This window comes from Proteus columbae (genome assembly GCF_002777965.1).
Taxonomy (GTDB): Bacteria; Pseudomonadota; Gammaproteobacteria; order Enterobacterales; family Enterobacteriaceae; genus Proteus; species Proteus columbae.
Genome location: NZ_NGVR01000003.1, coordinates 1 through 14,198, shown reverse-complemented (window position 1 = coordinate 14,198; position 14,198 = coordinate 1). Strand labels below are relative to the sequence as shown.

Annotated in this window: 10 protein-coding genes; 4 read left to right on the top strand and 6 right to left on the bottom strand. The window is 37.3% G+C overall.

All coding sequences use genetic code 11. The features are described from left to right. The first annotated feature begins 75 nt into the window (after positions 1-75). Positions 76-3,495, top strand: coding sequence for a ribonuclease E (rne, locus tag CBE70_RS00915; protein WP_100157834.1), 3,420 nt, complete (start codon positions 76-78; stop codon positions 3,493-3,495). A 187-nt stretch (positions 3,496-3,682) separates the two neighbouring features. On the opposite strand, the gene tmaR is transcribed toward rne, so the two are convergent. Together tmaR and CBE70_RS00905 are read right to left on the bottom strand one after the other, a co-directional pair. Continuing rightward, positions 3,683-4,021 (bottom strand): PTS system regulator TmaR, encoded by a 339-nt coding sequence (gene tmaR / locus CBE70_RS00910; protein WP_036937771.1) that lies wholly within the window; start codon positions 4,019-4,021, stop codon positions 3,683-3,685. Positions 4,022-4,277: 256 nt separating this feature from the next. Beyond that, positions 4,278-5,540, bottom strand: a complete 1,263-nt coding sequence (locus tag CBE70_RS00905; protein ID WP_100157833.1) for an MFS transporter — start codon at positions 5,538-5,540, stop codon at positions 4,278-4,280. Positions 5,541-5,794: 254 nt separating this feature from the next. On the opposite strand from CBE70_RS00905, the gene CBE70_RS00900 reads away from it, so the two are divergent. Both CBE70_RS00900 and sbcB read left to right on the top strand, forming a co-directional pair. Continuing rightward, entirely contained in the window at positions 5,795-5,995 is a 201-nt protein-coding gene (locus CBE70_RS00900; protein ID WP_100157832.1) for a VOC family protein, read from the top strand. 180 nt (positions 5,996-6,175) lie between these two features. Beyond that, complete coding sequence (gene sbcB / locus CBE70_RS00895) at positions 6,176-7,606, top strand: exodeoxyribonuclease I (protein WP_100157831.1); 1,431 nt, start codon at positions 6,176-6,178, stop codon at positions 7,604-7,606. A 58-nt stretch (positions 7,607-7,664) separates the two neighbouring features. On the opposite strand, the gene dld is transcribed toward sbcB, so the two are convergent. Further along, a complete protein-coding gene (gene dld, locus CBE70_RS00890; RefSeq protein ID WP_100157830.1) occupies positions 7,665-9,434 on the bottom strand; it encodes a D-lactate dehydrogenase in 1,770 nt (589 codons plus the stop codon). A 233-nt stretch (positions 9,435-9,667) separates the two neighbouring features. After that, on the bottom strand, positions 9,668-10,555 hold the full coding sequence (locus CBE70_RS00885) for a LysR family transcriptional regulator (RefSeq protein WP_100157829.1): 888 nt from the start codon (positions 10,553-10,555) through the stop codon (positions 9,668-9,670). A gap of 148 nt (positions 10,556-10,703) precedes the next feature. Here CBE70_RS00885 and CBE70_RS00880 point away from each other — a divergent pair, with 148 nt between their 5' ends. Beyond that, the gene (locus CBE70_RS00880) at positions 10,704-12,353 is read left to right on the top strand and encodes an alpha-keto acid decarboxylase family protein (RefSeq protein WP_100157828.1); all 1,650 of its coding nucleotides are present in this window, start codon (positions 10,704-10,706) and stop codon (positions 12,351-12,353) included. Positions 12,354-12,632: 279 nt separating this feature from the next. On the opposite strand, the gene CBE70_RS00875 is transcribed toward CBE70_RS00880, so the two are convergent. After that, positions 12,633-12,863 (bottom strand): hypothetical protein, encoded by a 231-nt coding sequence (locus tag CBE70_RS00875; RefSeq protein WP_100157827.1) that lies wholly within the window; start codon positions 12,861-12,863, stop codon positions 12,633-12,635. After that, a partial coding sequence (locus CBE70_RS00870) for a VENN motif pre-toxin domain-containing protein (RefSeq protein ID WP_198585673.1) occupies positions 12,860-14,198 on the bottom strand: 1,339 nt, incomplete at its 5' end. The genes CBE70_RS00875 and CBE70_RS00870, both read right to left, overlap by 4 nt.

The following is a 14,198-nucleotide window of genomic DNA, read 5'->3' as shown; positions in this document are numbered from 1 at the left end:
CATCGGTTATCAATAGTGTAATTACGTATGTTAGTGGCACATTATAAAACGTGAAAATAACGAGTAAGTCACAATATGAAAAGAATGTTAATTAACGCAACTCAACAGGAAGAGTTGCGTGTTGCCCTTGTCGATGGGCAACGCTTGTACGATCTGGATATCGAAAGCCCCGGTCATGAACAGAAAAAAGCGAATATCTATAAAGGTAAAATTACTCGAATTGAACCCAGCTTAGAAGCCGCTTTTGTTGATTATGGTGCGGAACGCCACGGTTTCCTTCCTATCAAAGAAATAGCCCGCGAATACTTTCCTAGTAATTATCACTCCCATGGTCGTCCTAACATCAAAGATGTCTTAAAAGAAGGCCAGGAAGTTATTGTTCAAGTTGATAAAGAAGAGCGTGGTAATAAAGGTGCAGCATTAACCACTTTTATCAGCCTTGCAGGAAGTTATTTGGTATTAATGCCAAATAATCCTCGTGCAGGTGGTATTTCTCGCCGTATTGAAGGTGAAGACCGTACTGAACTCAAAGAAGCTTTATCAAGCCTTGAAATCCCAGATGGTATGGGTCTGATTGTACGTACAGCAGGTGTTGGTAAATCTGCCGAAGCGCTACAACAAGACTTAAGCTATCGTCTAAGACACTGGGATGCTATTAAGAAAGCGGCTGAGAATCGCCCCGCTCCATTCTTAATCCATCAGGAAAGTAACGTAATCGTTCGCGCATTCCGCGACTATTTACGTCCTGATATTGGCGAAATTTTAATTGATAACGCAAAAGTCGTTGAAATGGCGCGTAGCCATATTGAAGCGATTGGTCGTGGTGATTTTGCTAGCAAAATTCGCCATTACACAGGTGCAGTGCCTCTGTTTAGCCATTACCAGATTGAATCACAGATTGAATCAGCCTTTCAGCGTGAAGTTCGCCTTCCTTCTGGTGGCGCTTTAGTTATTGATACAACTGAAGCATTAACAGCGATTGATATCAACTCCTCACGCTCAACCCGTGGTGGTGATATCGAAGAAACTGCATTCAATACTAACTTAGAAGCGGCTGACGAAATTGCACGCCAATTACGTTTACGCGACTTGGGTGGTTTAATTGTTATCGACTTTATCGATATGACGCCTGTGCGCCATCAGCGTGAAGTTGAAAACAGAATGCGCGAAGCTGTTCGCCAAGATCGTGCTCGCATTCAAATTGGACGCATCTCTCGCTTTGGCTTATTAGAGATGTCTCGTCAACGTTTAAGCCCTTCATTAGGTGAGTCTAGCCATCATGTTTGTCCGCGTTGCTTAGGCACCGGTACTATTCGTGATAACGAATCACTGTCACTTTCTGTATTACGTCTTATCGAAGAAGAAGCACTTAAAGAAAATACACATGAAGTGCATGCGATTGTACCTGTTCAAATCGCCTCTTATTTGCTTAATGAAAAACGTAAAGCAGTCACTGACATTGAATTACGTCAATCTAATGTCAAAGTGGTTATTGTTCCTAATGACCAAATGCAAACTCCTCATTTCTCTGTTATTCGTGTGCGTAAAGGCGAAGAAATTACCTCTCTGAGCTACAACTTAGCGCAATTCCACGAGAGTCAGTTAAATGAAGCTGAAGACGATGTTGTTACTGAGCGTAAAACGCCTGAACAACCGGCTATTTCAGCCTTTGGGTTGCAAGAAGAAGAGCCGATTGAAGCCACGAAAAGCAAAAAAGCACATCAGCCTCAAGCTAAACCTGTTAAATCAGAACAAGCTCAAGGTACTGGTTTCTTTGCCTCTATCGCAAAATTCTTCTCTAACTTATTTAGTAGTGAACCAGAGCCTGTGGTAACACCAGAAAAACCACAGGAAAATAAGAAAGAGAATAACGATAATCGTCGTGATCGTCGTAATAACAATAATCGACGTAACAACAATAATCGCCGTGACCGTGATAATGATCGTAATCGCGATAACGCAAATAGCGAAGACAATCGCAAAAATCGCAATCAAAAACCACAAACAACTCCAACGACTGAAGTTAGTAGTGAACAAGAGATTGCAGAACGCGAAGCGCGTCGCCAGCAGCGTCGTGAACAACGTGCGGAACAACGTCGTCGTCAAGAAGAAAAACGCCAACAGCAACAAGAAGCTGCTAAAGCACAAGCCGCTCTTGCTGAAAATGATACCGTTGCAAAAGATAGTGCTGATGAGAAGAAAGAAGAACCTCGTCGCCCTGCTATGCAACGCCGTAATCGTCGTCAATTAACACAATCTGTACGTGTAACTGACAATGATAATGCATTAGCTGTTGTGCCAGTTGCGACTGAAAAAGCGGTTTCTGAACCTCCTGTTGCAACAACACAAACTAAAGCTGCACCAACTGAGAAATCAGCCCCTAAAGCAGTCGCTGTTGCGAAAGTCGAAGCAAATGAAGCACAAGCTGTAAAAGCATTACCTGATACAACTAAATCACAAGATGACAATAAAAACGAAGATAATAACGGGCAAGATAATGTTATGCCACGTCGTTCTCGCCGTTCACCTCGTCATTTACGTGTAAGTGGTCAACGTCGTCGTCGTTATCGTGATGAGCGTACCTTAACAGTATCACCAATGCCGCTGGCAATGGCGGTAGCTTCTCCTGAACTAGCTTCAGGTAAAGTCTTCATTCGCTACCCAATCACACCAGTAAGTGATGCACCATTAATTGAGAATAATGTTGAAAACAACAATGACGTTGCTGTTGGAAACCACATTATTACTCATCAAGATCCACAAATGGTCACTATCGCACCAGCGGTTTCAGAAGCCATTGTTGCTGATATTGCACAGGAAGGATCTACTGAATCAACTTATTCTGTCACGGTTAGCACTGAATCGACCACAGAGGCTGTTGCTGAAATTATTGCAGTAGAGCCACAAACTGTGCCTGTTGAAACTAACGACATCATTGAAAACAACGTTATCAGTGATGTAATTAATGAAGTGAACACAGAAGAGCATGTTACTCGTAAAGAGAATATTTCAGCGGTATTAAATACTACTGAAGCTTATATGCATGAAACTTCACAACAAGCTGAAGCAAACATCGCGCCAGAAGAAGTTGCACAAGATACGGTAGCACCAGTAGAAAGTGCAACATCAACGCCTGAACCTCAGCCTGTTGAAGCTGTAATAACAACTGAAGAAACTGTTGAAACTGTCGTTGAAGCTGTTATTGAAAACCAGCCAGAAGAAAACGCAACCCCTATTGTGGAAGTTGAAGCGATAACAGAAAGCAAACCAACTGAAGTTGTTATTCGTCAAGAGCCTGTTGCAGTTGCACGCCAACTACATGCAAGTTCACCAATGACAAAAGCACCAGCTGCTGATGAAGCGCCTGTGGCAATTGAAATCAAAGCATGGGAAGCACGTCCAACTTTTGATAAGAAAGGTCGCACAGGTGCAGGTGGACACTGTTCTACCAATCACGCTTCTTCAGAAATGACTAAAGCTGAAAGTCAAAACTGATAATAAGGTGTTATTAAGAATATCTTGATAATACTTCTAAATTGAGAGCCCACTTTTTAGTGGGTTCTTTTTTTGGGGATAACTATTAACAAATTAACTTAGTATTTATTAAGCCAAAAATAAAAGAAAAAAAAGCCCCTGAATATTCAATTCAGAGGCCTTTGATTTCTTATTCTTAATAAAGCAATCAGTCTTTTAGATCAGGAAGATTTTTAATTTCACCCATCGCTTTTAACTGCTTAGATAATTCACGGCGCTCTTTAGATAGATCGGCATTTTTAATAATGTAATCGTCAACACGATCGTCATAGTCACTACGCATATTAGCAATAATACCCAGTACATCTTCAATCGACATACCCGGTTTAATGTATTCACTTAAGTTGTCTAACAAAAGAACACGTTTTTGGTTATCACGGATCTTTTTCTCATTGTCAGTGATCTCACGACGGATTTTGTTTTTACGACGATACATACGCACAAACTCCAGTACGTTTTGGAAAGACGGCTTGTTTGCGTTATCCATTTCCTACACCTTTACAATTGATATTTAAGATAAATAGTTCTGTTTAAGATTATCGCTTAATCGTGTCAATAAACAAGCAAAGTTTACAAATTTAATTGATTTTACTTAATTAACAATTAATTAGGATGATATGCATTATTAAATATAGTCAACATTCTTTAACTCGTAAATGTTCACTTAATTAATGATAAAAAAATGGCTACACATTTGTACTGGTAGCCTAAATCGACACTACAAAGGATAAATTAATGAGCGATTAAATAGGTTGTGCTTTATTTTTATCTTCATGTTGTAAGCCATCAAGTGGCAGTAACGCTTTCGCGTCTGAACGTAAAAACACAGCTGAGAGAAGAGTTGTCCCTATCACAATACATCCCATCACCATATAAGTTGGTGCAAAACCATAATGATCATAACCATAACCAGCTAATGGAGATAATAATGTAGCGACAATAGAGCTGACACATTGAAAACCGACTAAATAAAGTGTTGAAGATAAACGTTTATCAAAGTGTTGACTGTTATATTTAAAAATTGAAATTAATAAAATTGGTAGCTCAACAGCATGTAATAATTTCATACAAGAGATCAAGACAGGCCCTTCAACGAGTCCTGAACCAATAATACGTGTAGCCATAACACTACTCGCCAATAATAAGCCGTTTTTAGCGCCTATTCTATTGACAAGGAAAGGTGCGATAAACATACCACCAGCTTCTAAGAATACCTGCAATGAATTCAGATATCCGTACATCTCATTCCCCTGCTGTAAGGTCGCAAATTGCGATGAAAAAAAGACGGGAAATTGTTGGTCATAAACGCCATAAACACAGGTACCAATAACAAACAGAATAAGCGCCCAAAAACGAGGCAATGAAAGTAAATTCAGTGCATCTTTTATGGTAATAGCCGATGTTTTCCCATGTTCTAATTGATTAAATGCATCTGATTTATCTGTTTTTAACAGCGCTAAAAGAATTAAGAACACGACACCAGAAATAGAAGCCATTACAAAATTGTAATTAGGATCGATATTTATATTGTGTCCGGCAATAAATGTTGCTGATGCCCAACCTAACGATCCCCACATTCTCGCCCTACCGTATTCAAAACCACGAATACGACTAACACGCTCTGTATATGACTCTAATACACCAATACCCGCATTAAATGTCATACCTACATATAAGCCCCCTAGAATGGAGCCAACAAAAATATTCCAACGTAGTATTGATGCGAAACCTAGAAAAAATGGTCCAGAAAGAATAAGTAATACTGCAATTACCAATAATAAATTCTTTCTTAGCCCTAATTTATCTTGAATAAAGCCATATAAAGGTTGAGCACATAACGCAATTAGAGAAATTGCAGAGAATATTAATCCAGTATCAGTCGCTTTTAATCCTACATATTGATTTAACCAAATAGAAACTAATGAAAATGATGAGGACCAGGTAAAAAAGAAGAAAAATAACAGCGCACTTAAGATCGCATAGTATTTTTTAGAGTCTTTGTTCATTGGTTGAGCGCCTTATAAAGTCATTCCACCCTCAAATGTTAACGTTAACTTTCAGGTTCACAAACAATTATATTGCTTTAATGTGATATAAAGCACAAAAGTTAACGTTAACAATATGAATTGTGTGTACTAGATCTTCTTTTATTTTGCATTCCCATTACTTACAGTAAAACGCACAAATAGGCATCATATAATCCTTTTCTTTTAATCCTCTTTGCTAAAATAGCGCTATCCTCCATTATTCGCTTAAATTTATGCTAACTGATTTAAACCACCTAACACTCGCCGTCAATAGTGTGAACAAGAGCTTTGCCTTTTATACTAAAATATTAGGTTTTAAGCCCCTTGCTTTATGGAATAACGGTGCGTATCTACAACTGGGTTCCTTATGGTTATGTTTTATTATCATCAAAAAAGATCAATATTGTTACTATGAAAAAAGTAATCAATATTAGCGGTGGTAAGCTCTTACTTATCCTCACAGCAACACCTTATATTAAACACTACATAAGCGCACTTTGATCTGGCATTTCACGTTTACCCCATTATGGTTTACCATGGTCTTCATGAAGCCCAATACAACTCATTGAGTAATGATTTAAAAAAAATCATCAATAAATTTATGGTAGGAAACCTTGTCTAATTCAGCAAAAATGCCCACATTTTACATCCATGACTACGAAACCTTTGGTACTCACCCAGCGCTAGATCGCCCTGCTCAGTTTGCAGGTGTAAGAACTGATATGGATTTCAATATTATTGAAGATCCTCTCGTGATTTATTGCAAGCCTAATGATGATTATCTGCCTCACCCAGAAGCCGTGATGATCACAGGAATAACGCCACAAATTGCGGCAAAAAATGGGGTGATTGAAGCAGAATTTACTCGTCAAATTCATCAAGCTTTTAGCCAACCTAATAGTTGTATTATGGGCTATAACAACCTTCGATTTGACGATGAAGTCACACGAAATATCCTTTATCGTAATTTTTATGATCCTTATGCTTATAGTTGGCAAAAAGGGAATTCACGTTGGGATTTACTTGATGTTTTACGTGCCTGTTATGCACTGCGCCCTGAAGGTATTGTTTGGCCTGAAAATGAAGACGGTTTTCCAAGCTTCCGTTTAGAGTTATTAACCAAAGCAAATAGCATTTCACATGAAAATGCGCATGATGCAATGTCTGATGTTTATGCCACCATTGCAATGGCAAAAAAATTAAAGCAAGCTCAACCACGAATGTTTGATTATTTCTTTAATTTACGCGATAAACGAAAAGTACAGGCGCTAATTGATATTCCGGCAATGACACCAATTGTGCATGTTTCAGGTATGTTTGGTGCTGCGCGTTCTAATTTAAGCCTTGTTGCCCCATTAGCGTGGCATCCTGATAATCGCAATGCAGTTATTGTTTGCGATTTAGCCGCAGATATATCCCCTTTATTAACACTCGATTCAAACCAATTGCGTGAGCGTTTATATACACCACGTAGTGAATTATCAGTTGATGAACCACCGGTTCCAATTAAATTACTGCATATTAATAAGTGCCCTATTGTGGCACCGCAAAATACATTAAGACAGCAAGATGCAGATAGAATTGGTTTAGATGTTGATACTTGTTTAAAAAACCAGGCGCTCTTATTTTCTCATCCTGAAATACGCAATAAAGTTGTGGAAATATTTGCGCAACAAACCCCTTTTGTTGTATCTGATAATGTTGATTCGCAAATTTATAATGGTTTTTTCAGTGAAAATGATCGTAGTGCGATGGAGATTATTCGTTCAACACAACCACAGAATTTACCTGCGTTAGACTTAACGTTTGAAGATGCGAGAATGGAACCTCTGTTTTTCCGTTATCGCGCAAGAAATTACCCTTCAACGCTTAATTATGACGAACAACAACGTTGGTTGGCGCATAGAAAAGAGATGTTAACACCAGAAAAACTAACAGAATATATTAATACTATTCAGTTATTAGCTGAAGAACATGCCGATAACGAGGAAAAATTAAAACAGCTACAAGAGCTTTATTTATATGCTCAAGAAATTGCGAGTTAATTGATAAAATAAAAGGCAGGTTTTATCCTGCCTTTGTTTTTAATTTAATAAACACAATCTACAACAATTCTTCTTTATTCTCTGTATTCGTATCATTATGAGCACGTCCACAACCACACTCTTCACCCCAATATTTTAGTTTTGAGGTTTTACCAATACCCGGGTTCATACTATTGGTTGGATCGTTATGTTTATAGAATGCTTTTAATTGAGGCTTAGCATAATACATATGACCTACATTATGCTCTGCGGGATATTCCGCTCCACGTTGATCTAATAACGCCAGCATTTCTGCTTTTAATGCTTTAGCATCAACACCTTTTTTAATAATATAATCTTGGTGCATAACATGACACATAAAATGCCCACAATAGAGTTTATAAAGTAATTTACTCTCTATTTCAGGTGGTAACTTTTCAAACCAATCTTTGTCATTACGGCGCAACGCAATATCTAATGGCAACACATCTTCTACGTCATTAACATGAACGGCATGATAACGCACAGCAGCACCTGCGGCAGCAAAACGATGCAAAAAGGCTTTATTACCTTCTTCTTCGGTACATTCAAAATAATCGCCTGATGCTAGCTTAAAGTATTCTTTTAAATAAGTTGCGGCTTCTTCAATTCCATCGTCTGCCATTCTTAACATAAGATGATGTTCATATTTGTCACGAAAATCAGTCATACGCTCTGGTAAATGAGCAGGCCATAGTTTGCTCATAAACTGCATGGTTCTATCCACCATGTTTTTAGGTAAAAAAGGCACTTTATTTAATACCGCATCTACTCGCCCTTTTACGGCAAATAATATTGGCATTTTATCTGTACCTAATTTATCAATCACCAAAAATGTATCTTTTCCATACACTTCAGCCATTTTGTAATAGCTTCTATGCATATATTCCCCAGCAACAGGCAGCTTTTTAAAATGGCTTAAAATATGACGGCGAATATCTTCAAGTTCGTCCGGATTATTAGTACCAATATAAAAAACCTGAGTGCGATGATCTGCGGGGAAAGTATCTAATCTCACAGCAAATACAGATAATTTTCCTGCACTCCCGGCTGCTTCATATAAACGTCGTTCATCATTATTAAAACGAGATGGTGTATCAGCATCAACATCACGTATACGCTCATGATATTCATGATCAGAGGCTAGTTTTTCTGTCGTTTGTATCTGTTTCTCATGATAATGACGGTTATCTAAATTAGTTAATATTTCTTCGGGAGTTTCACCTAAATCAATACCTAAATGGTTAACTAATTCAGCTTCACCTTTTTCATTAACACGAGCATAAAGTGATAATTCAGTATAAGCAGGCCCACGGCGAACTAAAGCTCCCCCCGAATTATTACAAATTCCCCCTATTACTGACGCACCAATACAAGAAGATCCAATAACAGAATGAGGCTCACGCCCTAATGGTTTTAATACTTTTTCTAAATGCCATAACGTACTACCGGGGAAAGCAATAACTTGATTATGCTCTGAAAGAACCTGTATTTTATCTTGACGTAATGTACTAATAATCACGATATCTCTATCATAATCATCACCATTAGGTGTCGAGCCTTCTGTTAACCCAGTATTCGCCGCTTGCATAATAATAATTTTATCGGCTTCAACACAGGTTTTAAAAACTCGCCACTGTTCTAATAGATTAGCGGGAAACACAACGGCCAGCGCCTTACCTTGCCCTGAACGAAAACCTTTACGATAACGTTCTGTTTTATGTGCTTGTGTTAATACTTGTTTTTTACCAACGATACTTTCAAGTTTGCGAATAAAATGTTGATTTACAGAACTATTACTCTCATTCATTTTCCCTATCCTATTCCTGTCTTGTCTGATTAATCTTTTATTTGCCCATTTTTATTATTACTCATAAAGCTATGCGCAAAATATAAACTTATCATTTATATAACTGCTTTTATACTGCTATCCACATTTCTTAAAAAATAACATTTGTTTATTTTCTAATTATTTTTATTATTTAAAGATAATTTCGATATTTATTTCTTAAATAGAATATAAATAAGCACCATTTTAATATTTTATTCTATTATTAGCTTTTCTCTTGCTAACTGCTCCCATGCTTGGCAGCTTCGGCTTTTATAGCTATTTTTATTATTAGCTAGTGCTATTTGATATGACAAAGTAGGTTCCACCACAGGAAGAATGACCAAATCATCAATAGGATTTTTATTACACATACTATTTGGTAAAAGTGTTACCCCTACACCTGCTTTCACCATTGCAATAATTAAATCTAAATGGTTACTACGCCCCGCAATAATAGGCGCTGTATTGTAAATACCACAAGCACTATAAATTAAATCATTAATACGGAAATCTTCAGAAAAAAAGATAAAAGGTTCATTAATCAACTCTTTAAAATTAATTTCCGTTTTTATAGCTAAAGGATGGGATGGCGACATTAATAGCATTAAGTGATCTTCTGAAAAAGGCATTAATTCAAAAATATCTTCGTTAAAAGGCAATACAACTGCGGCAGTTTCAACTCTTCCTTCTCTCATTGCATCAGCCATTTGCTTAGTGCCCAATTCAAATATTTTTAGTTCAACCAGAGGATGACGAGAGCTAAATGCCATAATAATATCAGCAAAATACGTCGAAGCTATTACAGGAGGTAATCCAACATTTAATGTTCCTGTTAATGGCCCTGACTTGTCCTGTAATGCTTTATTCATATTATTAAATTGTGCAAGTATCTGTTTTGCATGTTCAAACAGTATTGCCCCATCATCCGTTAATCTAACGCCATCAATTTCTCTTACTAATAAAATAACACCCAATTCATCTTCTAATTTTTTAATACTACGACTAATTGCAGGTTGAGTGATAAATAGCGCATCAGCAGCTCGGCTAAAGCCATTTAATTGAACAACCTCAACAAAATAGCGCAATGTACGAATATCCATTAGCAACGCTTACCTTATTACATTTAGTTATACCCTCAATGATAATAAACCATTTCATATCAAATAATATCCGCGATAAAACATTAAGCATAATGTAAAAGCATTCCTTTACTTTTACAGACTATTATTCGGATTTTTTGGAGATAATATGAGTAAGACTGTCGTTGAATATATGTTAACCCGCTTATATGACTTAGGAATAAGTGATGTTTTTGGTGTTGCGGGCGATTATGCTTTTCCCATAGAAGATACTATTTGTAATAGCAAACATATGCGTTGGATTGGTAACTGCAATGAACTAAATGCAGCTTACGCGGCTGATGGTTATGCCCGAATTAAAGGCATGGCAGCGTTATCGACGACATTTGGTGTTGGTGAATTAAGTGCAATTAATGCGATTGCTGGCTCTTATGCAGAAAACCTACCTATTTTCCATTTAGTCGGTATGCCAGCAAGTGGTGTACAAAAAAGTAAGCGTCTTGTTCATCACACTTTAGGTAATGGTGATTTTGATATTTTTTATCAATTAGGCCAACGTCTTGCTTGTGCTCACGCAATATTAACACCTGAAAATTGTATTACAGAAATGGAGCGTTTAATTGCTACTGCATTAAAAGAGCGTCGCCCTGTTTATATTGGTCTACCTTCTGATTATGCCACTATGCAAGTGATAGAACATTCACCTGTTACCACACCGCAAAAGCCAATAAGTGATAAAAAAACATTAGAAAAAGTGGTATCACTCATTATTGAAAAGCTTACACACAGCAATAATACTTGTGTATTACCCGGTATTTTATCAGCACGTTTTGGGCTATCAGATAATGTCCAAGCTTTTATCGATAAGACTGGCTTACCTTATGCCACTATGTTTATGGATAAAAGTATTTTAAGTGAATCTCATCCCAAATATATTGGTATGTATGATGGCAAATTAATGACACCTGAAGTCAGAGAATTTGTAGAGAATAGTGAGTACGCATTAGGAATTGGTGCAATGATGACCGACTTCAATACAGGAAGTTTCACTGCCAATATTAAACCAAAACAATTTATCAACATCATGCCCGAATATGTTGAGATTGATTCTGTTATCTACACATCTATTTATATGGAAGACGTGCTTTCAGCACTGACTGAAAGATTACCGAATAGAACTTATCATCAAATAAAAGCCAAAGGATTAGGCGAAGCTGTGTTATCTGATAATGGTAAAATTACTGCTCAGTATTTATATCCTCATTTAGAAAAGTTCTTTAAACCTAATGATATTATTATTGCAGAGACAGGCACATCATCAATGGGATTAGGTTTTGCCCTATTACCAGAAGGTGCACAATTCCATAACCAAACATTATGGGGTTCCATTGGCTGGGCTACACCCGCAGCATTTGGTGCCGCACTTGCAGCACCTAACAAGCGAGTTATTTTAATTACAGGTGAAGGCTCACATCAATTAACCGTACAAGAGATTAGCCAATTTGTTCGCTTCGGATTAAAGCCGATCATCTTTGTTTTAAATAATGATGGTTACTTAATTGAACGATTATTATGTGATTACCCTGAAGCTTATTATAACGATCTTGCTCAATGGAGTTATCATCAATTGCCTAAAGCTTTTGGTGCAAGAGATTGGCATTGTGAGAAAGTTACAACAATAGATGAATTAAATAAAGCTCTTGAAGTGGCTGAATTAACAGAAAGTGCCTCTTATATCGAAATAATAACCGAACGATATGAAGCTTCTGAATTAGCACAAAAATTAAAAGAGTCTAAAGATTCGCTTTATTCATTTTAAGTTCTAGTATGATTTAAATAACAAAACCTAGCTAATACTGACTTAGCTTAGGCTAGGTTTTGTTGATAGCATTCTTTTAACCGTGCCAAAGATTGTTTAGAAAAGACTTTAGTATCAGTTCCTATACTATTATCAACAACTGACTGAATAGTATTAGGTGGTTGGTATTTAAGGTTATTATCTCACTCATCAAGCAGGAAAATTAATAATCCAGTTGGCTGAGAAGTGAGGTAGTCATACAAGATTCGGTGTAGCGCTAATTTTTTCTTTGTAAGAATATTAGTATCTTTTATGTTCAAGATAACTGACTAAACAAATCACTGCTCCTAAAAACAATCCCATTACTCCTCCTATTTTTAATGCCTCAATAAAATCATTTAATTCCCAAATAAACGATTTTTTTTCAAAATATAAATTTAGTTTAACTAGAAGTTTAATTAATATTATTGTCAAAAAAATAGTTACACACATACTCAAAGACCAAAGTAAAAAATATATAAATATTTTCATTTCTCATCCTCTGATTTTAGCTCTTCTGTAATTATTTTATTTGCTGATTCAGAACCAATAGCTCCAATTGTACTTCCAACAATATTTGGTGCTACAGATATACTCGGCGGAGCTGTAATTGATGGTATTACAACTAATGGGCGCTCTTTTAGTCCGCTAGACCAAGGATTATATTTATTATCCAGACGATAAGTTAGCCATTTTGCACCTCCATAGCCGACTGTTGAACCAGCTAATGCGCCTCCCATTGAGACCCAAGGTGATTCGCCATCAATTAAACTTGAAATACCTGCACCAGTTGTATTGGTTGTGAGCGTTCCCCAATACCCCATTCCGGGTGTTATTCCTCCTGTTAACAAAGAAGAACCAAAGCTTGCATAACTAAAGCTCGCTTTTGGGTCTGTGTAAATATTATACCCCTGCATACCTAAATTTGCTGTGCCCGTAGTTGTTACACCTATCACACGGCTAGCGGCAGTTGTGCCACCTAACCAACTCGATACATAAGGGCTAATAGCCTTACTCATTATTGGTAAACCTAATGTTGTCGTTGCAACAACGGCTCGTGGAATATTATTACCACGCTGTAACTCACTATAATGTTCAATGATAGGATCCAGTTTTTTGATACTATATTCAGCTATTGATTTACAATGAGCATTACAATCTGCTGATTGAATAAGTAAAATTAATTCATCTTGCTGTTGAACCAAATGTTCTTTAGTGATCCTCGTTTCCATCGCTTTTTGCTGTTGCTCCGCATCAACTTTATTTCCTAAATCAACTAAATGTTTCTTTTCTTCATCCGTCGAAGCAAGATAATACTTTTCAAGCCATGACATTATTTGTTTGGCTGTTAAATAATTATTCTCAACCACCACTTTCCCAGCTTGGGCGGCATTGGCGACACCTGCGCTATTATCACTAATTAAACCGCCAGCAATGCCTGAAGCTAACGTTGCCCATGCACTTATATTTTGCTTTTCAGTCTCAGTCAGTTCTTCGAGGGTTTTGCCATAAAGAGATTGCGATAAAATACCCACCGTTTCGCCTGTCATTGCACCCGTGGCTTGTGCTGCCGCATTTTCACCTTTTGCCAGTGCAAGACCCGCATTCACTAAACCGTGAGCAAGGGTGCGCTGAATATCACTTTCAACACTGTTGCCTTGGATTTGTTTTTTTACTTCATTGGCAAGATAAGGTGCTGAGCCATTGGCAATCGCCGTGACAATATTGCTACCCATTATGCCTTGCGTAAATGCGGTAACCGCTTGAATAGCTCGGGTATATTTACCGCCAGTGCCAAAGTCAGATTGGTTGGTGTAATCTTGTAAA

Coding starts and splice junctions, on each gene's coding strand:
- rne (WP_100157834.1), top strand. CDS start 76: ATGAAAAGAATGTTAATTAACGCAACTCAACAGGAAGAGTTGCGTGTT.
- tmaR (WP_036937771.1), bottom strand. CDS start 4,021: ATGGATAACGCAAACAAGCCGTCTTTCCAAAACGTACTGGAGTTTGTG.
- CBE70_RS00905 (WP_100157833.1), bottom strand. CDS start 5,540: ATGAACAAAGACTCTAAAAAATACTATGCGATCTTAAGTGCGCTGTTA.
- CBE70_RS00900 (WP_100157832.1), top strand. CDS start 5,795: ATGCTAACTGATTTAAACCACCTAACACTCGCCGTCAATAGTGTGAAC.
- dld (WP_100157830.1), bottom strand. CDS start 9,434: ATGAATGAGAGTAATAGTTCTGTAAATCAACATTTTATTCGCAAACTT.
- CBE70_RS00885 (WP_100157829.1), bottom strand. CDS start 10,555: ATGGATATTCGTACATTGCGCTATTTTGTTGAGGTTGTTCAATTAAAT.
- CBE70_RS00880 (WP_100157828.1), top strand. CDS start 10,704: ATGAGTAAGACTGTCGTTGAATATATGTTAACCCGCTTATATGACTTA.
- CBE70_RS00875 (WP_100157827.1), bottom strand. CDS start 12,863: ATGAAAATATTTATATATTTTTTACTTTGGTCTTTGAGTATGTGTGTA.